The organism is Brevibacterium sp. SIMBA_078, from assembly GCF_046534565.1.
Taxonomy (GTDB): Bacteria; Actinomycetota; Actinomycetes; order Actinomycetales; family Brevibacteriaceae; genus Brevibacterium.
On the sequence record NZ_JAWRYQ010000001.1, the window covers coordinates 1,679,351 to 1,705,375 of the forward strand.

The following is a 26,025-nucleotide window of genomic DNA, read 5'->3' on the forward strand; positions in this document are numbered from 1 at the left end:
ATGCCTACTATTCCCTTCAGAGTGGCCATCATCGGTGCCGGCCCCGCCGGCATCTACGCAGCCGACCTGCTGACCAAGGCCGAACACGACCTGGAACTGAGCATCGACCTATTCGAACGCCTGCCCTCTCCCTTCGGGCTCGTCCGCTACGGGGTCGCACCGGATCATCCGCGGATCAAGGGCATCATCAACGCGCTCATCAAGGTCCTCGACCGCGGTGACATCCGCCTGTTCGGCAACGTCGAATACGGGGCCGACATCAACCTCGGCGAGCTCACTGACCGCTACGATGCCGTGATTTTCTCCACCGGCTGCTTCGTCGACGCACCGCTGTCGCTGCCCGGGATCGATCTGCCCGGTTCCTATGGGGCCGCGGATTTCGTCAACTGGTACGACGCCCATCCGGATGTCGCCCAGACCTGGCCGCTGGATGCGGAGAAGGTCGCCGTGCTCGGCAACGGCAACGTCGCCCTCGACGTGGCCCGGGTGCTCGCGAAGCAGGCCGATGACCTGCACACCACGGAGATCCCCGACCACGTCTATGAGGGGCTGAAGTCCTCGAAGGTCACCGATGTCCACGTGTTCGGACGGCGTGGTCCTGCGCAGGCGAAGTTCACGCCTCTCGAGCTGCGTGAACTCGGTCAGGTCGACGACGTCGACATCATCGTCTATCCCGAGGACTACGAGTTCGACCAGGGTTCGCTCGAGGCCATCGAATCGAGCAACCAGGTCAAGCAGGTGACGAAGACGCTCACGGACTTTGCGATGCGGGAGGAGACCGGGGCGAAGCGGCGTCTGCACCTGCACTTCCTGCACGCGCCGGTGGCCATCCTCGGCGAGGATCGGGTGACCGGGCTGCGCACGGAACGTCAGGAACTCGACGGGACCGGTGGCGTCAACGGCACCGGGGACTTCCACGACTGGGACATCGATGCCGTGTACCGGGCGGTCGGCTATGCGGGTACGCAGCTGCCTCAGCTGCCCTTCGACGAGGCCAAGAAGGTCATCCCCAATCACGAAGGTCGCGTCGTCGACGCCGATGATCAGGGCCAGGCCGCCGAGGCGGATGTCATCCCCGGCGTGTACACGACCGGGTGGATCAAGCGTGGTCCCGTCGGGCTCATCGGTCACACGAAGGGCGACGCGCTCGAGACGATCGGGCACATCCTCGACGATCAGGCCGCCGGAGCGCTCACCGAACCCCTGTACCCGGAGGAGACCTCGATCGTCGAGCTGCTCGAATCCAAGGGCGTCGAGTTTACGGACTGGGAGGGCTATCACCGGCTCGAGGCTGCGGAGAAGGCCCTCGGTGAGACCGAGGGCCGGGAACGCGTGAAGATCGCGACCCGTGAGGCCATGCTCGCCGAGGCGCGGGCCCACCTGACCGCCGAGGCGGGCGCCGGGAGCTGAGACCCGCGCCCACCGCGTCGGCACCCACCTCGAGGCCCAAATCCTCACATAGTGACCCTCAACGTTTCGCCATTCGACCCCGGACACCCAAAAGGCGTGTTCGGGGTCGTTTGAGTCTGTGACCTTGCCGTATAACCCAGCTATGTAATTGACATCACGTTTCGACAGGAGAAAGCTGGCGGCGGAAACTCAGCCGTCACTACCTAGGGAGGCCCTGGTGCCCTCACGCAATTCCCTGTCATCGGGCTCGCATACGAGCGTGACAGTCGTCCATGACAAAGGACTCAAACGCGATATCGGCAAGACCGGCCTGCTCTTCACCGGAGTCGGGTCGATCATCGGCTCCGGTTGGCTTTTCGGTGCCTTCGATGCCGCGAGCATGGCCGGACCGGCCGCGATCCTGTCGTGGGCCCTGGGCGCGGTCCTCATCATCTTCGTGGCACTCAACTATTCCGAACTTGGTGTCATGTTCCCCGTCGCCGGCGGTGTCGTGCGCTACCCGCACTATGCCTTCGGTTCGTTCGCCAGCTACACCAGCGGGTGGATCACGTGGCTGTCGGCGGCGGGAACCGTCGGCATCGAGGTGCTCGCCGCCGTCCAGTACGCCTCGAGCTATATGCCGTGGCTGATGGAGTCGAAGGAAGGCGTGCTCGTCCTCACGGTGCCGGGCATCTTCGTGAGCATCGCGATGGTCGCGGTCTTCTGCGTCATCAACATGTTCGGCGTGAAGTTCTTCGCCCAGTTCAACAACGTGCTCGTGTGGTGGAAGCTGATCGTCATCGTCCTCGTGTTCATCGGACTGGCGCTGCTGGCGTTCAACCCCGGTCACTTCCACATGCCCGAGTTCGGCGGTTTCGCCCCCAACGGCATCGCTCCGATCTTCGCGGCCCTGCCCGCGGCGGGCATCGTGTTCTCCTACCTCGGATTCCGACAGGGAGTGGAGTTCGCCGGTGAGACGAAGAACCCCGCAGAGGAACGTACCCTTCGCCGTCATCGGTTCGATCGTGCTCACCGGCATCATCTACATCCTCCTGCAGGTCGCGTTCATCGGCGCCATCCCCACCGAACTGCTCAAGGACGGTTGGGGCGGACTGTCGTTCTCGAACTCGGCGGGGCCGTGGGCGGAGATCGCGATCATGCTCGGTGCGATGTGGCTGGCGATCATCCTCTACATCGACGCCGTCGTCTCCCCGGCCGACACCGGCCTGATCTTCACCGCGCTCACCCCGCGTCTGTCGTATTCGCAGGCCCGTGTGGGCAATGCGCCGAGCGCCATGACGAAGCTGAACAAGAAGGGCATCCCGTGGTTCGGTCTGCTCATCACGTTCATCGTCGCCTGCTTCCTGTTCTTCCCATTCCCGTCGTGGGCGAAGATGGTCGGGTTCATCACCTCCGGCACCGTCATCTCCTTCGGCTCCGGCCCGATCACGGTGGCCGCCCTGCGCCGTCAGCTGCCCGATCAGGAGCGTCCGTTCCGCCTGCCCGGCGGAGACGTCCTGCCGTTCCTCGGGTTCCTCGCCGCGAACCTCATCGTGTTCTGGACAGGGTGGGACACGAACTGGAAGCTGTTCCTGGCGATGGCGCTCGGCTACGTGGTCCTCGGCCTGCACTATGCGTTCAGCGACCGCAGCAAGATCCCGCCGCTGCAGTTCAAGTCCGGCTGGTGGATGATCCTGTGGCTCGGCGGTCTGGCCGTGCTCAGCCTGCTGAGCAACTACGGTGAGGGCGCCATGGGCGTGCTCACGTTCGGCTGGGGCGAGCTGGTGTGCACCATCTTCACCGCCTTCGTCTTCTACGTCGGCATCAAGACCCGCCTGAACTCGGCGGAGGTCGTCGCCAACGTCGAGAACACCAAGGAGACCGCAGCCGAACACATCGACGGGGAGTGATTCCGTGGCAGAGCGTCGAATTCTTCGACGCTAGATAGCGAAATCCTCGCCGAGGCGGCCCGACCCCGTACATCCACGAACAGTGGAGTACGGGGTCGGTTTAGTTCAGCGTGTGGCGAATGTCGAGGATAATCTGACGATTGTGAAGGCTTTCCGCTACCGCTATTCACGAAGCAAGCCGCGCTGACCGGGGTCCTCTGCAGGAGTCGTATAACTGCCGCTTTTAGCTTTCCATGATTCCGTCAGCCAGAACCACTCATGCCTAGAAAGTTCGGCGGTTTCTGGAATCGAAGTTGTGGACTTTGAAATTTCAAGTGCGCGTGCATGCGCGGGTCCACTCGGATTCGCACTGGCTTTTTCCACGACCCCGGCTATGTCGTCGGCCAAGTAGTCCAGAGGTAGCGAATCCAAATCCTTCTTTGGGCTCTTTTCAGCCAGGATGCGTCGGACAATGTGTGAGAATGGAACCTTCTTATACCAGCCGAGTCCTGTGACACTGTTGTACGGAATATTCCAGCTCTGCGTCTTTGATGATAAGAAAGTGCCACGAATACCCGCCACCTTGGTTTGGCCTCTAACGATCACATCCTGTCCCGGCATTGCTTTCCTGAATTGTTCGACCACAGACCAATAGTCGAAAAGGAACTCAGCTTGCTGATAGGGCTCCAACCTAAAATGTGGTGCATACTCATGGATTCGGAAAGCCGGGTCGTTCAGCGTGAATGACTTCGGAGTTGTGGCAGATACGCGGCGCTTACGTGAACCACTTGCGGGAGAAGTTTGAAGTGACACTTCTGTGAGAGAAAGAGGATACTTACTACTGTTTTCGACCGTCACCAGAGCAAGTTCAATAGCGTCGGAAGCGTCGACCCTGGAATGCTTAGGCATTGGCCACATGCCATCTTCGCGACGAGTCAGATGCAACATTTCGGGTGCCCAGACACTCAAATGCAGGTGAACTCTGACTCTTCCGCGGTCGCGAACTGCTCCGACGATTTGCCAAGTCAAAGACGTCACACCTGCGAGGGTGCCCACTGCTCCAACAACCACGGTCCACCAATCTGCGTTCACATGAACTACCTTTCATGAATGCCAGGTATGCACGACAATTCCCTCGTCCAGCCGTCCGCGGTCGGGGGCATCATGGTACAGAGGTCCGGGCTGTTCTCATTCCGTGTCGAGTTTAAAGACTCTAATTAGCCGAGATTATCGGCCGGCGCCTTGTCGACTGCTGCCCGGTGTTTGTCCGCGTTTCCATTTAGGGTAACCGAGTTCTCCACATACGCCTTCGGCTCGGATGCGACGTGGTTGTGGTAGGTTCCCCGGAACTTAACCACTCGCACCAGCAACGGGGTGGTTCGATTGCCGAGGCCAGCAGTGAAAAATTCGAGGCTGGAGTTGAACGTCAAGCGGATTAGCTACTTGGCCGACTGATAACTTACGTATGTCAATGAAAGAATTCTGGCTGCAAGTCGCCACAATTTTGGCAGAGGCTTATGCCAGGGCATTCCCTCCTCAGCTCGCGCCGCCTGCGGCCTCCCCACCCTTAAACCGCGCAAAGTACTCCAGCGCCTCGAACGAATCCACAGCATCCGGGTTCGCCACCTTCCCCAGCGCATGCCCCTGGATAAGCCGCTTCACCGGGACCTCGAGCTTCTTGCCTGTCTTGGTGTGCGGGATCGCCGGGACCGCGATGATGTCATCGGGCACGTGCCGCGGTGACGCCTTCGAGCGAAGCTCCGAAACAATCCGCCCCCGCAAACCAGAAGACAACGAAACCCCCGACGCCAGAACGACGAACAACGGCATCCAGTACCCGCCGTCGGGCTGCTCGGCGCCGATGACCAGGGATTCGGCCACCTCGGGGATGCCGTCGACGACGTCGTAGATGTCGGCGCTGCCCAGGCGCACTCCCTGCCGGTTGAGGGTGGCGTCCGAGCGGCCGGAGATGATGACGCTGCCGTGGTCGGTGATGGTGATCCAGTCGCCGTGGCGCCAGACTCCGGGGAACATCGAGAAGTACGTGTCGCGGTAGCGCTCACCGTCGGGATCGTTCCAGAACTTCACCGGCATCGACGGCATCGGGGCGGTGATGACCATCTCGCCGACCTCGCCAACCAAAGACTGGCCGGAGTCGTCCCACGACTCCAACGCCACGCCGAGTACTGGCCGTGAGAGCTCCCCAGCCCAGATCGGACAGTTCGGAGCGGATCCGGCGAAGCCGCTGACGACGTCCGTGCCGCCGCTCGTCGAGGCCAGCTGCACGCGCTCGCCCACGGCATCGCGCACCCACGGGAAGCAGTTGGCAGGCACCGGGGCACCGGTGGCACCGATCGTCCGCAGCCCGGTCAGGTCGAACTCCTTACCGGGTTCGATCCCCGCCTTCATCCCGGCCAGGAAGATCCCGGGACTGACCCCGAGCACATTGGCCTTCGTGTCCGCGGCGATCTCCCACAGCCGGCCCGGCCCCGGATAGAGGGGACTGCCGTCGAAGCACACCGTGGTCGCACCGCCCACCAGCGCCGAGGCGACGAGGTTCCACATCATCCAGTTCGTATTCGTGTACCAGAAGAACCGGTCACCCGGCCGAATGTCGAGGTGGAGACCCAGCAGACGCAGGTGATCGATGACGACCCCGCCGTGGCTGTGCACGATTCCCTTGGGAATCCCCGTCGTGCCCGAGGAGTACAGCACCCACAGCGGGGTATCGAAATCGACGCGCGCGAACTCAGGTTCCGCATCCCCTGCGGTGATATCGTCCCAGGCGGTGAGGTTCGTGATCTGACCGTGTTCATCGGTGAATTCCTCGCCGAGGTTGCCCACCCCGACCACGGCGCGCAGGCTCGGCATCCGGTTGGCCAGATCCGCGACTTGGTCGCGGCGGTCGAAAGCCTGACCGTTCCACAGGTAGCCGTCGGCGGCGAAGAGAACGGTCGGTTCGAGCTGGCCGAGTTTCGTCCCGGCACCTTCGGCCGCGTAGTCCTGGGCGCAGGCGGACCAGAAGGCCCCGATTGAGGCGGAGGCGAGGAAGGCGATGAGGGTGTGGTGGGTGTTCGGGAGGTAGCCGACGACGCGGTCGCCCTGTTCGACTCCTTGGCCGCGCAGCCAGGCGGCGACGGATCCGACTTGGCGACGCAGCTCGCGCCAGGTGATCTCGGTGCGTTTGCCGTCTTCGGTGATGGTGATGATGGCCGGTTCGTCGGCGAGCTTGTCATCGAGGCCAGCCCGCAGGGCGTGTTCGGCGTAGTTGAGGCGGGTGCCGGGGAACCAGGTGGCTCCGGGCATGGATCGGTCGGCGAGCACCTCGGTATAAGGCTCGTCGGCGATGACGTGGAAGTAGTCCCAGACCGCACCCCAGAACCCGTCGAGGTCGTCCACCGACCACTGCCACAGATCGTCAAAGCTAGACATAGTCTTTCCGGTGCGCTGATTGCCAAAGTCGATGAAGTCGGCGATCTGCGGTCGCGGGGTCTGGTCAGGGTCGGGCAGCCAGATCGGTTCAGCGGTCAATTCTTCTCCTCAGCACAGCGGTGGGCGGTAGCTATAGCGGTCTCCACCAGCTGAAACGAGGCACACTCATTCCGCGGGGGAGACGTTGAGTCCACCTTACGCCGCCATCCCAGCGGCTTTTGCAGGCCGCCCAGAACGCAACTGCGCCGCTGAGAATTGTCAGCGGCGCGGTCGATAGGGTAGTGGGTTGAGCCTCAGCCCCACACGCCTCGAGTATCGTGAACGATCTTCTGCGTGAGCAGCGAAGCATCCAGGTTGATGAACTCATTGTGGTCGACGAGGAGGAGAACGATGTCGGCCTGCTCGATCGCAGTTTCGGTATCGGCCAGGGTCACGTTGTCACGGGACACCAGCTCGGCCGGAAGCTCTTCGATGTTCGGTTCGACGGCCAGAATCGTCGCTTCAGGAAGTTCCTCGGCAAGGCGATTGACGATCTGCCGGGCGGGGCTCTCACGCAGGTCATCGATGTTCGGTTTGAACGCCAGTCCGAGTGTCGCGATCTTCACTTCGTTGATGCGCTTCGCTTGAGGGATGAGCTTGTCCAAGACGAATCCGGGCTTGGAATCGTTGACATCGCGAGCGGTCTTGATGAGTGATGACTGCTCGGGTGCGGTAGCAACGATGAACCATGGGTCTACAGCGATGCAGTGGCCGCCGACTCCGGGTCCTGGCTGCAGGATGTTGACGCGGGGGTGGTGGTTGGCCAGCTCAATGAGTTCCCAGACATTGATGTCGAGACCGTCGGCGATCATGGACAGCTCATTCGCGAAGGCGATGTTGACGTCGCGGTAGGCGTTCTCGGTCAGCTTGGACAATTCTGCCGTCCGAGCATCGGTCATGAGGAACTCGCCCTCACAGAACAACTGGTAGAGGTCACGGGCGCGTTCGCCGGCGTTGCCGTTGAGGGTGCCGACGATCCGATCGTTCGTACGAAGCTCGATCATGATGCGGCCCGGCAGAACCCGCTCTGGGCAATGAGCGAAGTAGATCGTCTTGGATGTGCCCTCATCGAGGGTCAGATCTGGACGCTCCGACAGAATCGTCTCGGCCAGGAACTCGGTTGCTCCGGGAGGTGAAGTTGATTCGAGGATGACAAGCTCGTTGCCGTTGAGGAGCGGTGCGATCTGCTTGCCGGCGGTCTCGATGTAGGACAGGTCAGGCTTGTGCCCATCTTTGAATGGTGTTGGCACGGCGACGATGTAGTTGTCGGCATGCGGGGTCTCGGTGGTCGCACGCAGATAGCCCTGGGAGACGACACCGGCCACCGTTGTCGACATATCGGGCTCGACGAACGGGACCTTGCCCTGATTGATGAGATCGACAGCTTTCTGGTTGATGTCGACGCCGACGACGTTCGCACCAGAACTGGCCAACACGGCGGCTGTAGGGAGTCCGATGTAGCCGAGTCCGATGACGGCGACCGAAGGTCGATTGCTCTCGGGGGAGGGGGTCATGATTCTTCTCTCTGAGTTCTAGCGTCGACCGTTAGCTGCGGTGGATAAGTACGGTCAGTGGCGAACGGCCTGCTTGGCACACAACAAATGAAATGTTATTGGATAATTACGAGACCGTGAAACGATTTTTGGCAAAAGCGCGAGTTAGTGATGCGGAACACCTGGTCAGTTAAGGTTCGGTAAATTTTCTTCACTCATGGATCATTTAAGGATCAGCCCGCTGTCGAAGTGTGGTTGAATCTTGTGGAAGCTAGAGGATTCCTCGGCATTCTGGCGGGCCCGGCCATCTGTCAACGGTCGGCCCGTTTTTGTACATCTGGAGCAAGTTTTCAACTGACGAAGGAGCCGCATTGAGCGCTGGCAAGTCTGGCATCACCCCAAAGGTCATGGTTGTCTATGGCACTAGGCCAGAGGCTATCAAGGTGGCTCCAGTGATCAAAGCACTTGAAGCGGATCCGAATCTTGAACCGATCGTCGTCGTGACTGCGCAACATCGTGAGATGCTTGATCAGGTCAACGAGGTGTTCCAGATCAAACCTGATGTCGACCTCAACCTCATGGCCCATGGGCAGACTCTCAACAGCATCGCGGGCAGCGTCATCTCGAAGATCGACGAGGTGCTCACTGAGCATGACCCCGACGCTGTTGTCGTCCAGGGCGACACGACCACGGTGATGGGCGCGGCGATTGCGGCCTTCAACCGGGAGATCCCGGTGGTCCATCTCGAAGCAGGACTTCGCAGCGGCGACATCAATTCGCCCTTCCCTGAAGAAGCCAACAGGAAGATCGTCTCCCAGATTGCACGTGTGCATCTTGCGCCGACTATGGTCTCGCGCGGCAACCTGCTTGCCGACGGGGTTCCTGATGAGAATATCCACGTCATCGGAAACACCGTCATCGATGCACTGCAGTGGGCTGTTGAACGCCCAGTGGAGTTCAGCCTTCCTGAGCTTCGAGCTCTCGAATCCGACGACCGCCGAGTTCTGCTGGTAACCACCCACCGCCGGGAGAACCTTGGCGACAACATGGTGAACATCGGCAAGGCCATGAGGCACCTGGCGACTCACTATCCTGATCTGCTCATCGTCTGGCCCGCGCACAAGAATCCGAAGGTTCGCGCCTCGATCGCGCCTCAGATCGAAGACCTTGACAATGTGATTTCCATCGAACCCGTCGAATATGGCGAGTTCTCGCACCTCATCAACGCTTCGGACATCGTGCTCACCGACTCAGGCGGAATCCAGGAAGAAGCCCCCAGCCTCGGTAAGCCGGTTTTGGTGCTTCGAGAGAACACAGAACGCCCCGAAGCCGTGGACGCAGGAACCGTAAAGCTTATCGGAACCGCAACAGAGAAGATCATCGCTGAAGTCTCACAGTTGCTCGACGACAGTAAGGCTTACCGGGACATGGCCAATGCCGTGAACCCCTATGGGGACGGCCACTCAGCCGGTCGCAGTGTGGATATCCTCAACGAGCTTCTCAGCGGCAGTTGAGACTCTGTTCAGAAGCAGTAATGTCCACGGCTGAAACCAAAGCTGTGGACATTACTGTTGGCCAACAATAGGTCGTCGTCGACACTCCATGTATGACTATGAGAGTCACGAACTTGGACGAAATTGAATCGGTCTGCTGAGTAGATTCGTGCTCCATCCGAAACGAGTCGCCGTTGCAGGTCGGTATCTTCGCCCAGCGTGCGATTAGCGAATGGGGTGCGTCGGAACAGTTCTCTGCTGCCCATCAATGTGGGTCCCATAACGAGATCGGTGAAACGGTGCTCGCGTTCGGGAAACCTGCACATGACGATGTCACGATTGCGCAGGTGTAGGTAGTGAGCCTGCTTACCGACGAGATCCGCATTCGAATAGCGCAGAGCCGCCAACTGGTCCGTCAGATAATGCTCACCGTAAATATCATCGTCGTCCATCTTGGCGATGACGTCACCTGACGCCGCTTCAATTCCGCGGTTAAGGCACGCGCCCAGAGAGTCTGATTCGAGGGCCTCAAGCAGCACCAGGTTTTCGATTCCCAGATCGGCTGCATGATGCAGTAGCTCCGGAGATGAAACGAACCCATGTTGGACGATGATGAGCTCTCGGTTCTCAAGCTTCTGCGCGGCGTGTGTTTCAAGGACGTTCCTGAGGTGTTCAGGCCGATTCGTTGATACCACGACAGACACTGAACGAGGAATCGGATCGCTGTACTCAACTCCGATAGAGTCCATGATCGACATCGCGCGATGAGTGTAGGTGTGTTCGTGCCAAATGCGCCGTTGCGCGAGATGAACTGTGCGGTCGCGCAATTCGCTGCTTCGGACGTATGCCCTGAGAGTAAGTTCGGCTTCTTCCTGGGTCTCAGGCTGGGGGAGCTCGGAAGGTGGGAAAAACCGCTTCGTTGCCTTGCTGGGCGTCGAAATTACCGGAGTTCCGGCAGCCGTGATCTCGAATATGCGCCTTGCACACATGCTTGGTGAGTCGACGACCGAGTTCACGTTGAGGAATACTTTGTAGTTTTTGTACGCAGTCAACAAGTTGCGGTAGGGCAACGATCCGACAACCCTGTCGGCAAGGTTGCCGGGAAATTGGTACCGCTCATCGTTGCCAAGGAACCGGGAGAAGATTTCAAGTCCGTGCTCCATCCGCGAGGACACTGTGTCTGCAGCTCCCAGAAGCAAATCCATTTGGGCCCGACGTTCAGGAAATTTGTGGGTGAAATACATCCCCGCGAACGCGATATCACGTGCGGCGAAGTTCTTTGACGGACGGACAGGAGAATGTATCGCAGGCTGGGCGGCAAAGGCCAGAGGGGCGATGCGGTCATGTCCAAGGTGTTGCCGGTACTTGTCTATCAGCCGCACGTCGCTAGTGAACACGACATCGAAAAGTTCGGCCAAAGGAAGGAAGTCATCGAAATGGGGCGGATCTTCCTTGTTCCAGAACACCGTGGGGATACCGCGATGGCGACAACTGTCCAACAGCTCGACAACCTCGGGGCTCGGGCCGGCTGTGCCGGTGAGCTTGAACTTCCAATCTCCGCCGTTGCCATTCCATGCAGACTCAATGAAAACGAAGTCGATCAAGTCCAGTTGCGATGCCCATCCAAGTCGGTTCAGTGGGACCGTCTCCCATTCGTAGCCGAAGCTCTCCGCTGAGAACTCGTCGAGGATGGTGCCTACCCTGAGGCCGTTGAAGACGGGCCGACGGTTGGGCCTCGGAGCTGCAGGGAACGCCTCTTGCAGGTTGTCGGAAGTAAGCTGGTCAGCCGGTCTGCCGTCGGCAACTCCTCGGTCAAGATTCCGGCGTCGCCTCCACTTCAGGAATTGAGCAGGGCCGCCTTGGCGCAGATGCCAGAGTCCGGTCCTCACAGTATGAAGCGGAGTGGGAGGCACAGTGTGGTCCTTTCGACCTGATAGGAATCACGCGCCGTCTGGTTTAGCGGAGGCTCGGTTCAATAAGGCGTGATCAATACGGCGGTTTATCCCACTCTACTTGCAGTGGGTCAACCGAAAATGAAACCAATTCTTAACGCTTTCGACTGCCTTCCTGTGCGAAAGCTGTTAGCCCCAATAGTACAATCAAGAGGTTGCAAGAAGCTCAGTCGGCTGTTGTGAGATGCACGCCATAATCCTAGGCTGAACTGAGTCGGACCATGGACGTCGAGAGAAATGAGGACAGTGGGAAGCAGCTCAGGGCCCATTCCCTCACGGACCCCAATGAGGCGTCACGGCAGAGCCATGGCGCTGTCACTCATCGACGGTCTCGTCTTCGCGTTCCTCGTCGTAGCGATGACGCTGGTGCGATACGACTTCCACACTGAGCTCGTCAATGCATTGGGCATGTTCGTCTGTTCGGCGATCGGCCTGATCGTCTTCCTCATCGGCGGGCCGTTGGCGATCTACCGTGGCCGCTACCGGCGCGGCTCAACCGATCAGTTCGCCGCGATCGTGGGAACGGTCGCATTGGGCGTCGGCATCATGTGGGTTGCGGAATTCGCGCTCGCCAGCGAACTGCTCATCCCGACCAGTGTCCCCATCACGGCGGGAGCGCTCATGGTGGTGGTCAAGAGTCTCGAGAACTGGATTCGTCGCAACATGAGGCAGCGCAGCCTCACCACGTCCGGCGCATCTCGGCCCACGATCGTCGTCGGCGCGGGCGACCAGGGCATGCTCGCCCTCGATATGATCGCTCAGGACTCGCACAACGAATTCGTCGCCGTCGGCATCCTCGACGACGACCCTGCCAAGCGGCATCTGCGCTACAACGGAATTCGCGTGCTCGGACCGATCGCCGACATCGCCGCCCATGTCGATCGCACCGGTGCCGGTGCAGTCATCATTGCGATCTCTGACCTGCCTCCCGAAGATCTCTCCCGCATCGTGTCGAATCTCGAATCCCGGCCGGTCGAGATCAAGATCATGCCGAAGCTCTCGGACTCCGCGCTGGCCCGTCCCGAGCCGGACGCCCATGACGTCGCCGACCTGCGTCACCGAAGCTTCCGCGATGTCAGCCTCGAAGACCTCATTGGACGCAAACCGATCTCAACGAATATCGACGACATCGCCTCGGCGATCACCGGCAAGGTCGTGCTCGTCACCGGGGCGGGCGGTTCAATCGGCTCACAGCTGTGCCGCCAGGTCGCCCGCTTCGACCCGGCCCGACTCATCATGACCGACCGGGACGAATCCGGCCTGCACGCAACCGAGCTCGGCCTCGAAGGTTCAGCCCTTCTGACCAGTGACGACCTCGTCCTCGGAGACCTGCGAGATCCAGCATTCATCGACGCGCTCGTCGCCGAGGCGAAGCCGGACATCGTCTTCCACGCCGCGGCCCTCAAACACCTGACTTTCCTCGAGCGCTTTCCGGAGCAGGCAGTGCGCACGAACGTCGGAGCCAGCCTCGACTTGCTCAACGTGGCGGTGGCTCACGACGTCGATGCCTTCGTCCACATCTCCACCGACAAGGCCGCCGGCGCGACCTCGGTGCTGGGACGGACGAAGTTCTCCATCGAGCGGGCGATCGCCTCTGTGGCTGCCGCAACCGGGCGACGTTATATGTCGGTGCGATTCGGCAACGTGCTCGGTTCTCGGGGATCCGTGCTCGAGACCTTTGTGGCTCAGGTGGCGGCCGGCGACCCCGTCACTGTCACCGACCCCGAGGTCACTCGCTACTTCATGACTGCCGATGAGGCATGTGAGCTCGTTCTGCAGGCAGCGGCGATCGGCGGCCCTGGAGAGACCTTGGTCCTCGACATGGGCGAACCGATCCGCATTGATGACCTGGCCAAACGAGTGATCGCACTGTCGGGTCGCACTGATGCGCAGATCGTGTACACCGGTCTGCGCCCGGGGGAGAAGCTCACTGAAGCGCTGCTGTCGCCAGGTGAAGTCGACAGCAGACCCAATCATCCGCTGATCACTCAGGTCCCGATCGCTCCGATCGATCTGGAGAAGCTCGGTGCTCTGGTCGCCGAATCTCGTGACCCGCAGGTCTTCACTCACCGATCGGTCCTCGAGGAGCGCTTGACGAGCCTCCTCGACTCCGATGCAGTCCCGGTCACCGATGACGCGACGGCGGCCATCGAACCGGCAGTGACGTCATCAAAAGCCTCCGAGCCGGGAGCAGATCCTCATGACACCGGAGTCGGCCTCTGATGGCTCTGCAGTCGCTGGTGATCCTGGTTGTGGCCGCGGTGGTCACGGCTCTCAGCGCCTTCATCGCCTTCCCCTTGCTGCGTAGAGCGGGGGTCGTCGATGTCCCTTCTCATCGCTCTTCACATACGCTGTCGACCGTACGCGGCGGGGGGATCGCCATCGGCTGCGGCATCACCGTGGCCACGATTCTCGCCATGGTCTGGAGCGTTAGCGAAGACGGTGTCTTCGGCCTGGGCGGCGTCCTCCTGCCGATCGGTTTCCTGGTGCTGACCTGGTGCTATTCGGCCATCGGGATGAGCGACGACCTCGACTCCCTGCGCCCTGCCGGGCGACTGATCGGACAGGTCATCCTGGCTCTGTTGTTCAGCGCGATCATCGCGATGTTCTCCACTCAGGGAATCGCCCACGTGATCGCCTTCGCCGTCATCGGAGTGACCACGGTCAACGCCGTGAACTTCGTCGACGGGCTCAACGGCTATGTCACCGAATGGACCATCGTCACGGCCGGATGGTTCGCCTTCGTCGGCTCCTGGGTGGGTGAGAACGATATCGCTCTGCTGGCTCTGGCGCTGGCCGGTGCTGCTGTCGGTTTTCTCCCGTTCAACCTCGGTCGGGCCAAGGCATTCCTCGGAGACACGGGAAGCTACGGAATCGGAGCGGCCGTCTTCGCTCTTGCGGTGTGGCTGTTCGTTCAGGGAGTGCCGATCGTCGTCATCATCGCTCCGATGATCTTCGTCTTCTTCGACGTCGGACTCACTCTGGTTATGCGACTCTTCCGAGGAGAGAACATCCTCTTGCCTCATCGAGAACACATCTACCAGCGGATTCAGCAAGCGGGGTGGCCGCACAGCTCCGTTTCGCTTTTCCACGCCGCGCTGAGCGTCCTTGCCTGCATTATGGCCATTCCGACCCTCATCAGCGGAAATACGGCGACGACGTACCCGGCTCATGTGTTCTGGGTCGGTTTACTTGCTCTCTACGCGCTTCTGCCCATGTGGTTGAACCGTCGAGCACGTACGGAGGCGGTCACCGCATGAGAATCGTTCTGCTCAGTCATTACTACTACCCTGAGGTCGGCGCACCGCAGCGACGGTGGCGGATACTCGTCGACCATCTGCGCGCCGCAGGACACGACGTCATCACGGTGGCACCGCACCCGCACTACCCGTATTCCGACCGGAACGGATTCTTCGGCTCCAAAGTTGGGCGGGGGCGCCGTCGAGTCGACGTGCGCCTCGACGGTACCTGGGACACCGGAATCGACGGTGAGCGGATCCTCCGGGTGCCGTACTTGCACAGCGGATCGTCTATGGCTCGTCAGCTGCTCGACCAGACGGTGTCAGCGACAGGCGCGATGTCGGCGGTCATCGATCGGCTGCGAGGCAGAATGCGCCCCGATGTCATTGTCTCTACGACTCCGGCACTGCCGTTTCTGCTGGCCGGCGACACTTTGTCGCGGCTGCTGCGGGTGCCGCATATCGCTGAAGTCCGCGATGCGTGGCCCGACCTCATTTCGGAGATGAACCTGGTGACTGGAGCCGTTGGGAAGTATCTTCCCGGGTCGCTGACGCAGCGTCTCGAACATCGACTGCTGCCGGACCTGCTCACTCGTGCCCAACGGCGTGCAGCGGTCGTCGTCGTCACCACGGAGGGTTTCAAACGTCGCTTGGAACAGCGTGGGGTGACCGCCGAGGTCGTCCGCAGCGGAGTCTCCCCGGCGGAGCTGGAAGGTGCGTCCGGGCTGACTGCAACAGGAGCGATTCCCCTCGTCCCCACGGTAGAAGAGACGGGCAATGCCGACGGCGATGTCACTGGCATGGCTGAAGGCGAACGCAGTGAGCTCAACCTGCTGTATGTGGGCACTGTCGGGCGATCTCAGGATCTCAGCACCTCGATTCGTGCTCTGGCTCGCACCGAGGGTGTGCGACTGCGAATCGTGGGCGATGGCGTCGATACTGTCGAGCTCAAGACCGTCGCTTCCGCGTACGATCTTCCGGTCGAGTTCCATCCCCAGATCGCAGGTGCCGAACTCGCGGCCCATTGGGAGTGGGCAGATGCCGGGCTGGTCAGCCTCAGCTCGCTCGACTCCTACGAATGCACAGTGCCGTCGAAGCTCTATTCACTGATGGCCCGTCGAATCCCAGTCCTCGGTGTCGTCGCCGGTGAGGCCGCCGACATCATCACAGCCACCGCGGCAGGAGAAGTTGCGGTTCCCGGTGACGTCGATTCCGTAGCCGCGGCGATGAAGAGGATGCGAGAACGAGTCGAAGCCGGTGAGGAATTCGGATCGAATCCGGCCTCAGGTCTGAACCCGCACGACTGGGTGGTTCGGAATGCTTCGGCAGCCGCAATGGGTCGCACATACGAACGGGTCCTTGAGCAGGTGGTTTCGTGAACCTGCGCTTCCTCGCACGACAGCTGACGAACGTTGTTCTGACCACCGCTGGTCATATCAACGACGACCGGGTGTTCTTCGGAATGCAGTTGGCACGTCGACTGCCTGGCCCTGCCTCGCGCTTCATCGGACAAGCACTCGGACAACTGCCGGGCGACGCCACTCGGGCGGCATCCGCGTGGCTGCTCGGAAAAGAGACGACAGCGAAGTCATTGGTCGCCGGATCTCCCTCGCCTTCGCGCCTTCTCGGCGAGATCGCACTCAATCTGGGACTCCTCGACGCGGCCGAATCGATCGCAGCTGCCGTTCCCGGCGCTCATGCACTGTGCTCACGTATCGAGTGGACCAAAGGGCACATCGACGAGGCCATCGCAGTCCTGCCAGACGGCGCGCGCCGGACACGCCTGCTCGATGAGCGACGGAGTCTCCAACCTCAATGGTGGCCGGAAGTGTCGAGCCATGTCACGGCTCGGCGGGCACGCGGCAATGCCGACCTTGATCGAGGTCAGCATCCGACGGCGCTGCATGTGTTGACGAATTCCCTGCCGCACACCCGCTCCGGCTATACCTACCGCTCTCATGCCATCCTCACCACTCTGCGGGACGCCGGCCATCAAGCGGCCGCGATCACACGCCCGTCGTATCCCGTGACCATCGGACGACTGAGCCAGGCGCCGGTCGAGATCGTCGACGGGGTCGAATACATTCGTGATGTCCCGCTGAGACCGCGGCCCACGCCATCCGAACGGCTGAGCGAGCAAGCGACTCACATCGCTGCGGAAGCCCACGAACGTAGTGCTGAGATCCTCCACACGACGACGCACTACGTCAACGGCATGGTCACTGGTGCGGCCGCGAAGACAGCGGGCCTGCCATGGGTCTACGAAGTCCGCGGAGTCTTGGAAGAGACATGGGCAGCTGCCGGCGGCAGTCCGGAAGAGCGCTCTGCACGTCGGGACAGCCAACGCTTCGCACTCATGCGGGCCAAGGAGATCGAAGTCGCATCGGCAGCCGACGCAGTCATCACCTTGGGCGAGACGATGCGTGAGCACCTGATCGCTGGGGGAGTGCCAGCCGAAGCCATCACTCTCATCCCGAATTCGGTCTCCGAAGCCGTTGTCGACACCGATGTCACCCGCACTCCGGCCGAGGTGAGAAGGAGCCTTGGCCTGCCAGAAGATGGAATCTGGGTCGGCACAGCAGCGTCGATCGTCGGATATGAGGGCCTCGACGACCTAGTCGACGCCGTGATCCTCGCCCGAAGCCAAGGGACGGACCTGCGGTTGCTGATCGCCGGCGACGGTGTCGCACTGCCGGTACTGCGCGAACGCGCAGCTGTTCTGGATGATAACGCCGTCTTCACCGGACGGGTCTCCCAAGTCCAGGCAATTGAGTACCAACTTGCGCTCGATGTCATTGTCGTGCCGCGTAAGGATGAACCAGTCTGTCGCTTGGTCACGCCGATCAAGCCGATTGAAGCGATGGGCCTTGCCAGACCCGTTGTCATCTCCGACCTGCCGGCACTGCGTGAACTGGTTCCAGGCAGCGCAGGATTGGCGACACCGCCGGAAAACCCGCAGAAGCTCGCGGAACTGCTGTCCGAACTCGCCGCCGATAACACTGCGCGGGCAAGATTCGGAGACAATGGACGAGCACACGTTCTTGCAACTCGCAGGTGGAAGGAAATCGGACGACGATATGGGCAGGTTTATTCTCAACTCATGGGGAGTGATGCGCGATGAGTGAGACAAAGAACCCCCTCGGGCTGAGCTCGATCCCGTCCGTGTCGAGTGACGGCCTCGTGCCTGTCGGACGACGAGCGAGCCTGCGTAGCTACCTCGTCGCACTGTGGAACCGCCGCCACTTCATCATCGCCGAGTCTCGAGCCAAGATGTCGAGCTCGACGAGGAAGAACATACTTGGTTACGGGTGGCTCTTCTTAAATCCGTTACTTTCCGTACTCGCATATTGGTTCATCTTCGGATTCATTCTGCAAACCGCACGAGGCATCGATAACTTTCTCGGATTCCTTGTCATCGGTGTATTCTTCTTCGGCTACACAGGTAAGTGCATGACCGGCGGAACGGGAGCCATCCGAGCGGGAGCATCGATGATTAAGGGATTCCAGTTCCCCCGCGCCGCACTACCAATTTCAACAGTCGTCCGCAACTTCCTGGACTTTGTGCCAACCGCGCTTGTCATGGTTATCGTTCTTGCCGTTGTTCCGCCACTTGAAGAGATCACCTGGCGTGTAGTACTTGTGATCCCAGTTATTGCTCTGCAGACAATCTTCAATGTTGGCCTTGCGTGTTTTCTAGCCCGTCTCGGTCATAAGATTCCTGATCTCACGAACTTTATGACGATTATTAGCAGATTCTGGTTGTATGGCTCAGGCGTTTTCTTCTCAATCGAGGACCGCCTAGCTGATCACCCTGCCCTTCTAGCGATCATGCAGTACAACCCAATGCATGCCTACCTAACTTTGGTGCGCAATTCGCTGCTCTACGGAATCGATTCGGATCCGAAGATGTGGATAGTCGGCATGGTTTGGGCATTCGGTCTTCTCATCTTCGGTTTCCTGTTTTTCTGGAGAGGGGAGGAAAACTATGGCCGACTCTGAAGTCCAAGAACCAAATATCATTGCGGAAAACGTCCAAGTCCGCTATACCGTCAACACCAACGATCCTGGTAGCAGGGCAACGGGTATCCGACGCCTGACGAACAGGCTCGTTGGGCGGCAGGGCCAGACCACCGTGCGAGCGCTACGGGGGGTCAACTTCGTTGCCCGTGAAGGAGAAATGGTGGGAATCGTCGGGGCCAACGGCTCCGGAAAATCCACCTTCCTGCGCAACGTTGCTGGGGTCGAACAACCAGATCGGGGCCGAATCCTCGTCCGTTATCAGCCACTTCTGCTCGGTGTCAGTGCGGCCCTGCAACCTGCGCTGTCGGGAAGTGAGAACGTGCGCCTCGGATGTTTGGCAATGGGATTGTCTCCCGAAGAGGCCGTCGAAGCCTTTGATTATGTCGTTGAACTCTCGGCACTGGGATCGGCTATCCACCGGCCAATGGGAACCTATTCCTCGGGTATGGGTGCCCGACTCCGATTCGCCATCGCCTTGGCTGCGCGACCGAAGATTCTGCTCATCGACGAGGCCCTGTCGACAGGCGACGCGACCTTTGCCGAACGCAGTGAACGCGCAATGGACGAGCTTCTTGCCGAGGCAGGAACGGTTCTGCTCGTCAACCATGCTGCAAAAGTGATTCAGGAGCTGTGCACCCGCGCAGTCTGGATGCACCGAGGCGAGATCCTCATGAATGGCCCCGCCGAGGCTGTCGCCGAGAAATACCGCTGGTGGGCGTGGAATGTTGCCAAGGGTAAGGACGACATCGCAGACAAACTCCTTGCCGATGTGGTGAGCAACGCGGTGAAAGAGGAGATCAATATCCTCGAACCTGAACTCATCAAGAACCCCATCCCACGGCACGCAGCGCGCCCATCTAAGAAGAAGTCCGCTCCTGCACGCCACGTGAAGCGGCAGCACACTGTCGACGAAGTCGAAGAGACACCGGCTCCGATGTTGGCCGCTGCCGAGGAGCAGGTCTGGCCCAAATCATTTGACGCTGAGATGCCAAAGGCCAAATTCCCGGCCCTGCCCAAGCCGGCTTCTCAGGCGGTAAGCGCCCCACGAATCACCGACGCCCCGCCGCTGCGTTTGAATCCCAGCAAGAAACGTGTCGTTCTGCGCGCCGCGAACCCGCATGATCGTGCGTCCGCAGTTGCCGCCGCGGATGATTTCACCGGCCGAAGGCTCGCTTCTCGTGCCCGCAAGATCGCCGATGAAAGGTACGAGGAACGACAGCGTTTGCGTCAGGTAGACGAGGGTCCTGCCCTCCATCAGGATTCGCGCCGATGAACATCGCAATCTTCGGTTCATGCGTGAGTCGTGATACGGCCGAGGTCATGTCAGACGTTCATGTCATGGAATACGTTGCGCGGCAATCCGTGGTTAGTTTAATAGCGCGCCATGGATCATCCATGCGTGAATTGGAACGCCTCCAATCGCCGTTCCAACAAAAAATGGTCACGGGAGATCTGATGGGGAACGGAGCAGCGCGACTGATTCTAGCCAGGGAAGAAGCCGACGTTGTTCTCATCGACTTGGTGGATGAGAGAAGGGGATTCTGGCTGTTCCCAGACAACACGGTCATGACTAACTCAATCGAGGTCGAATCCTGTGGCGCAGCACGTTCAGCTCGAAGGCAGGGGGCTCGTTTGGTGCGTTTCGGTAGCGATGAACATTTCGAATGGTGGAAGCTCGGGTTCGCAGCCCTGGAGGCTGAGCTGAGAAGCCAGTCTCTATGGGATAGGTCCATACTATTGAAGATTGAATGGGCGGCAGCGTTCGAGGGCGCGAAACACCCGCACAGTACACTGCTCTCGAGCGTGGGGCGTGCACAGCGAATATTACGACGTGGTGCCAAACAAGCAGGCCGGAGCTTCGCGAGAGGAGATGGACTTGGAAAGCTCCTGAAGAACGTGGCCAACGTGTCACCAACCGAGGCGGAAGAATTTGCAAGACGAGCTTCCGAGGCGAATCGCACGTACAAGAGATATTACGCACATGCTAGCCGCATGACTTCTTTTACAATATCTCGCCAAAGTGAGTCTGTTCGAATCTCTCGCGATCACAAGTGGGGACCTCAGCCATTTCACTATCGAAATCAGGACTATCAGGAAATCGCAGCTGAGATACGACAGGTATTCAAAGAATTCGGAGAATGAGCTGATGATGACATCCGAGTCGCCAACTATCGAACCGCTCGAAATTCGAAGAGGTGTAGTAGAACCCATTTGGCTTGTCCGCACAGGACGCTCATTAGAGTCGGTAGAAGTTTGCTAAGCAGACGAGACTCGTATAAAAAACCCGTAATACCGCATCGGTCTGATGTCTACGTGAATCACGATGGAGTGAACCGTCAGAGAAGATCAAATCGTCAGACAGGCAAAATAGGAACTTCTACGAAGCAGAAAGTGGAAAAATGAAAAGAGTGAATCTCTTAGTTGCCGTGGCAACGGTGTGTGGACTGGGAGCACTTCTCTTGGAGGTTGTGTCTACTAGAACATTTGGGATAGATGCCGTACTGATCCTACTGATTCTGCTAACGGTCGCAGCCCTATCGATGTCGCTACGAGTAACGATACGTGGCGAACGCCAGCACCGTTGGGCCTTATCAAGGCGAGTAACAAACTTAGAGAACGAACTGACTTTGAGACGCCAAGAGCCTTCTGTGAACGCGGAATTGAGCGGCAAACTTTCGTCCGCGGGAAGTAAGAAATTCGTGGATGATAGCTATCCTGCGCTAGCGCCTATTTACGACCGCATCCATGCTTTGGAATCAGAACGAAACCAGGCGCGCTAATGAAACCAAGAAAATCTATCACAAGCACTAAATACGACGAGGACCGCCTAGATGTCGAATTCTAACTCAATCCCTCTGGTTGGTTTCCGAAGCAACCTCAAATCGCCTAACGAATGGTCTGTCACGCACGAAGACCGAGTGCGTGTCAGATTGGACTCACAAGGTCGGACTGAAGTAAACACGGCCTCTGCAGAATCAATCTACTTTATTCTCAACGGCCGGCCTAAACACTTTAAGAAGCTCACACTCGACGATGATGCAGCAATAGCCGCGGATTGCGCGTTCATCGTGGAACTCAAAGCAGCGTCCAATAGCAGTCTTCGTTCAGAACTTCACATTCTCGAGTACAACGAACTAGGAGAAAGACTGGGCACCACCGTCGTAAGAGCTGGTGATCGGACCCTCTACACACCTGGAGCATCAGTAGCCTGGGTTATGCCCACAATCCGACTACGCGGTAAAGGAGAGTTCGTCCTCGACGAAGTTTGTATCGATAAGGTAGATCGGCCCAATAATATTCCCTCTGCTACGAGTGTATCGGTCTCATATGCAGCTGATAACGCACACGGCGACAATCAACGGGATTCGTTATTTGACCTGCAAAGATCGCTGAATACTGCAGTAGAAGCTGGTCGTAGCGCTCAGCGGAATCTTGAGGAAATCCGTTCGAGCGTAGAACGAGATGTTATCGATGCCGAAGCCGGCAGCACCGCTACGGGGAGGTCCATAGCCTCGAGACAATTGAGCAGAGAGCTACTCCTCGAGTTGGCGTCGACGTTGCCCCAAAGCAATGGTTCAGAATATTTCTCGAGAAAACACCCATATCATGTGGCTATCATCACTGACGAATACATGTACAACTTCTATAGGGATGCTTTCGAGCAGGTCACCTATGTCAAACCTTCGACGGTGGATGACGTTCTTTCCGAAGGCTTCGACATTCTGCTTTACGTTTCTTGTTGGAAAGGCCTGGCGAACGAGGATTGGCGCGGCGTCAAGTTCAGAGACGAACCCCGGAGCGCGCTGGATAGACTTATAGGCTATTCAAAAAAGCATGGAAAACTCACAGTCTTTCAGTCAATCGAAGATCCAAGCAACTTTGAATATTTCCTGCCGGTGGCGGAGAAGTTCGATTTTGTATTTACATCCGATTCTGATTGCATAGATCGTTACCGCGAGACTCTAGGGCACGACCGTGTTGCATATTTGGAATATGGAGCTAATCCTCATCTGAACAATCCAATTGGATCTTACAGGCACGCAATCAACAAAGCCTTTTTCGCAGGCTCCTATCCCAAGCGCTACCAGGAGCGCATTGAAGATATGCATGCAATATTCGATTCCGTATTATCAACTGGCGATAATCTTACCTTGATCGATCGCAATTTCGGAAACGAAGAATATGCTTTTCCGCAAAAGTATTCCGATCTGGCTTTAGAGCCTGTCCCGCACGACGATCTCCAGCGAATCCATAAACTGTTTCGATGGAGTTTGAACTTCAATTCAATAAAATCGAGTCCGACAATGTGCGCGATGCGAGTATATGAGCTGCAGGCGCAAGGCAAGGGTTTAATTTCCAACTATTCCAACTCTGTCTTTAACAAGTTTCCAGAAATTCGAATAGTCGTTGAACCTGAACAACTAGACAGTCACTTTAGCTCTTCCATTACGATGAGCGAGTTGAAGAACAATGAGGCGCAGGTAAGAAATGTAATGACTAGCCGGACGGCGTTCGACATATCGTCACGAATGCTGGAGTTTGCGGGATTGGACGAAGGTGGTCATTACACGGATAAATCTGTTGTACTCTTTGTCGCCCATGCTGATGATCGTCTTAAGGAAGAGATTGAGAATCAATCATATCCAGGGGTCAAACTAGTAGAGTCCACGGACGAGCAGTTTGCATCAAAAGCCGCTGAAGCTGCAGACTACATAGGATTCGTATCGTATGAGAATTCCTACGGCCCGAACTATGTACAAGATCGCATTAACGCGTTCAAGTACACAGATTCTAATTTTGTGACGCAGTCTTCGACCGTGCAGGCGGAAAAGGTTGTTGGTCGGGCTCACGAGTATGTTTCAGATGCGACTGTCGCTATGACCATATATTCGAATCGAGCCCTGACTCCTCAAGCACGACTCGAAATACTACGTGGATCGAATCCAGATTTGGGGAATGGCTATGCGATTCCGCCGTTTGAATCCTCTGTTCGTCAGCACGTACATACCGCATCGAAGAATTCTAATGACAACTTCGATCTGACGATTATCGTTCCGATCTATAACGCCGGCCATTTCCTCGAGACTAAATGCGTACCGAGCATTCTACGAAATGCGAGGAGCGACCGATTTGAAATACTTTTGATCGACGACGGTTCGACGGACGGGATCACCCCTGAAATCTGTCGGCGTCTTGAGCGTGAGATGCCCAACGTTCGTGCATTCCTCTTTGAGCCGGGGGGTAGCGGCAGTGCTTCACGTCCCAGGAACAAGGGTATAGAGATTGCCAGCGCGCCGCTGTTGGCTTTCCTAGATCCGGATAATGAAATTTCGGATGGGGGCTATGATCGACTACTCGAACTACTCGAAACTGCTCGATCTGAATACAACGAAGTGAAATTCGTATCCGGCTACCAAGTGAAAGTTGCCGCTTCGACTACGGTGACCGGCCGTCATACAAACCAAAGCATGTCTGTAATCCGAGACTTCCGTGGCAGCTACTTCGAGCGAGGACGATTCCCTGTAGTCTCGACGCAGGCTGCAGTGATGGATAAATCACTCTTCGAAGACGGTGAACTTCGTTTCGTGGAGAAGGCAGCAGGGCAAGACTCTCTGTTTGGGTGGCTGCTACTTCTTAAGGCTGGAGACGGGGCGTTTACAAACGATGTGCACCTCATCTATTACGCCGAGCGGCCTGATTCTGTTACGAATACAGTTGATCTCTCCTACTTTGAGAAGAAGCTGATTATGGAAGAAGCTCAAACGGAGACACTGAAGCGCCATCAGCTAATAGATCAGTATGTCAGTCATCATTTCTACAATTTTTTGGAGAATTGGTATGTGCCAAAATTGAATCTTGTGACTGAATCTGATCGAAACGATGCAATTGAAATAGTGAACAAAATTGCAGGTCTGTACGGCCTGAATATTGATGTGAACGACCATATTATCGTCGACAGTGAGGACGCGCGATGAAGAAGATCGCACTTGTTGGATATTTTGGATGGGGAAACTTCGGCGATGAACTGTTCTTGAAAGTTCATCGGCAGGAGCTTGGTAAGGAGTACGAGCTCAACGTAGCCAATGACCTGCTGGTCCAACCATATTTTTCGAGACCAGTGTCGGAGATTGTAGACGAGTCGGACGCTATTCTCATCGGTGGTGGCGATTTGCTCAACCCACTGCGAGTGAGTGATCTTTATTGGCAGACTGAATATCTTAGGAAGCCTACATTTGTCTACGGGCTTGGTGTTCCAAATCAGCCATTTAGGCGGGAGCACGTGTTGGATGTTTATCGGCGTTTCTTCGCGCACGAGAACTGTAAACTGATAGTCGCCCGGGATGTTGAGAGCTATAACTGGATCAAAGAGAACCTTGATCCCGGCGATAAACTGACATGGTACCCGGATCCAGTCTGCGCTCTCGACCGGCCGAGTCCCGGCAAGAGTGAAAAGGATGTATTCGGCGTCGTCATGCGCGAGCACCGTTCTCGTAGCGACGATTTGAGTCATCTTGAAGCAGCGATTACTCGAGCTCGTGACATGGGCTATCGAATACGGCATATTGCACTTGCGACTGATTCCCTTGGAGAGGGCGATCTCGCCCTTGCACGCGAGCTTGCTCAGCCGGGTGACGAGGTTGTTCATTCGGAGTCGTTAGACGAACTCTGCGTCGAAATTTCCAAGGTTGGATTGTTGGCAACTATCAAATTCCACGGTCTAGTCGTCGCTACGATGTACGGTGTGCCCGCCGTTGCCATGTCTGTAACCCCGAAGAACCGAAACTTCCTCAGGATGATCGAACGGCCTGAGATGCTTGTCAGTTACACAAATGAGGGCCTTGCTGACAGGATTGTAAAGTATCCTTCACGGGTTCATCAGAAAGTTCGGGCGTCTCTGTACTACGGTGCACGAGACGGGTACCAGTTGTTACGAAAAGAACTCGCTAAAGCACTGAGCGGTTCATAAACGACGATAACGTTGCGTAGTCGAACAAGCTGCTAGCTTCGGGCGGCCCGGATTCTAATTTTTGAGATGCGCTTGGGCCGCCCGCACTGTTGTCGGCTTCATCTATTCGCGC

16 protein-coding genes and 1 pseudogene are annotated in these 26,025 nt (G+C 58.1%); 13 read left to right on the top strand and 4 right to left on the bottom strand.

From position 1 onward, the window contains the following. From SB749_RS07400 to SB749_RS07410, 3 genes and pseudogenes are all read left to right on the top strand, one after another. Positions 1-1,410 carry an FAD-dependent oxidoreductase gene (locus SB749_RS07400; protein WP_410709766.1) on the top strand — a complete coding sequence of 470 codons (1,410 nt, stop codon included), beginning with the start codon at positions 1-3 and terminating at the stop codon, positions 1,408-1,410. A 259-nt stretch (positions 1,411-1,669) separates the two neighbouring features. Next, positions 1,670-2,308 (top strand): annotated as a pseudogene (locus SB749_RS07405) (APC family permease); the annotation flags it as partial. A gap of 52 nt (positions 2,309-2,360) precedes the next feature. Further along, a complete protein-coding gene (locus tag SB749_RS07410) occupies positions 2,361-3,299 on the top strand; it encodes an APC family permease (protein ID WP_410709767.1) in 939 nt (312 codons plus the stop codon). A gap of 162 nt (positions 3,300-3,461) precedes the next feature. Here SB749_RS07410 and SB749_RS07415 read toward each other — a convergent pair whose 3' ends face one another. The 3 genes from SB749_RS07415 to wecC all read right to left on the bottom strand — a co-directional run bounded on the left by SB749_RS07415 (position 3,462) and on the right by wecC (position 8,263). Continuing rightward, positions 3,462-4,370, bottom strand: a complete 909-nt coding sequence (locus tag SB749_RS07415; protein ID WP_410709768.1) for a hypothetical protein — start codon at positions 4,368-4,370, stop codon at positions 3,462-3,464. A gap of 444 nt (positions 4,371-4,814) precedes the next feature. Continuing rightward, a complete protein-coding gene (locus SB749_RS07420; protein ID WP_410709769.1) occupies positions 4,815-6,809 on the bottom strand; it encodes an acetoacetate--CoA ligase in 1,995 nt (664 codons plus the stop codon). A 194-nt stretch (positions 6,810-7,003) separates the two neighbouring features. Beyond that, entirely contained in the window at positions 7,004-8,263 is a 1,260-nt protein-coding gene (gene wecC / locus SB749_RS07425) for a UDP-N-acetyl-D-mannosamine dehydrogenase (RefSeq protein WP_410709770.1), read from the bottom strand. Between the two features lie 386 nt (positions 8,264-8,649). Here wecC and wecB point away from each other — a divergent pair, with 386 nt between their 5' ends. Then, a complete protein-coding gene (wecB, locus tag SB749_RS07430) occupies positions 8,650-9,756 on the top strand; it encodes a non-hydrolyzing UDP-N-acetylglucosamine 2-epimerase (RefSeq protein WP_410709934.1) in 1,107 nt (368 codons plus the stop codon). Positions 9,757-9,764: 8 nt separating this feature from the next. Here wecB and SB749_RS07435 read toward each other — a convergent pair whose 3' ends face one another. Then, positions 9,765-11,624 carry a glycosyltransferase gene (locus SB749_RS07435; RefSeq protein ID WP_410709771.1) on the bottom strand — a complete coding sequence of 620 codons (1,860 nt, stop codon included), beginning with the start codon at positions 11,622-11,624 and terminating at the stop codon, positions 9,765-9,767. Between the two features lie 369 nt (positions 11,625-11,993). On the opposite strand from SB749_RS07435, the gene SB749_RS07440 reads away from it, so the two are divergent. From SB749_RS07440 to SB749_RS07480, 9 genes are all read left to right on the top strand, one after another. After that, positions 11,994-13,910: a polysaccharide biosynthesis protein gene (locus SB749_RS07440; protein ID WP_410709772.1), complete on the top strand. Its 1,917-nt coding sequence runs from the start codon at positions 11,994-11,996 to the stop codon at positions 13,908-13,910. Continuing rightward, the gene (locus SB749_RS07445) at positions 13,910-14,947 is read left to right on the top strand and encodes an MraY family glycosyltransferase (protein ID WP_410709773.1); all 1,038 of its coding nucleotides are present in this window, start codon (positions 13,910-13,912) and stop codon (positions 14,945-14,947) included. The genes SB749_RS07440 and SB749_RS07445 overlap by 1 nt, the downstream gene beginning before the upstream one ends. Beyond that, positions 14,944-16,305: a glycosyltransferase family 4 protein gene (locus tag SB749_RS07450; RefSeq protein ID WP_410709774.1), complete on the top strand. Its 1,362-nt coding sequence runs from the start codon at positions 14,944-14,946 to the stop codon at positions 16,303-16,305. The genes SB749_RS07445 and SB749_RS07450 overlap by 4 nt, the downstream gene beginning before the upstream one ends. After that, positions 16,302-18,047 carry a glycosyltransferase family 4 protein gene (locus tag SB749_RS07455; protein ID WP_410709775.1) on the top strand — a complete coding sequence of 582 codons (1,746 nt, stop codon included), beginning with the start codon at positions 16,302-16,304 and terminating at the stop codon, positions 18,045-18,047. Before SB749_RS07450 ends, SB749_RS07455 begins: the two co-directional genes overlap by 4 nt. Continuing rightward, on the top strand, positions 18,044-18,925 hold the full coding sequence (locus tag SB749_RS07460; RefSeq protein ID WP_410709776.1) for an ABC transporter permease: 882 nt from the start codon (positions 18,044-18,046) through the stop codon (positions 18,923-18,925). The genes SB749_RS07455 and SB749_RS07460 overlap by 4 nt, the downstream gene beginning before the upstream one ends. Continuing rightward, a complete protein-coding gene (locus SB749_RS07465) occupies positions 18,912-20,219 on the top strand; it encodes an ABC transporter ATP-binding protein (protein WP_410709777.1) in 1,308 nt (435 codons plus the stop codon). Before SB749_RS07460 ends, SB749_RS07465 begins: the two co-directional genes overlap by 14 nt. Then, positions 20,216-21,088, top strand: coding sequence for a DUF6270 domain-containing protein (locus SB749_RS07470; protein WP_410709778.1), 873 nt, complete (start codon positions 20,216-20,218; stop codon positions 21,086-21,088). Before SB749_RS07465 ends, SB749_RS07470 begins: the two co-directional genes overlap by 4 nt. Positions 21,089-21,777: 689 nt before the next feature. Next, positions 21,778-24,921, top strand: a complete 3,144-nt coding sequence (locus SB749_RS07475) for a glycosyltransferase (RefSeq protein ID WP_410709779.1) — start codon at positions 21,778-21,780, stop codon at positions 24,919-24,921. Beyond that, on the top strand, positions 24,918-25,913 hold the full coding sequence (locus SB749_RS07480) for a polysaccharide pyruvyl transferase family protein (RefSeq protein WP_410709780.1): 996 nt from the start codon (positions 24,918-24,920) through the stop codon (positions 25,911-25,913). The genes SB749_RS07475 and SB749_RS07480 overlap by 4 nt, the downstream gene beginning before the upstream one ends. Positions 25,914-26,025 lie beyond the last annotated feature (112 nt).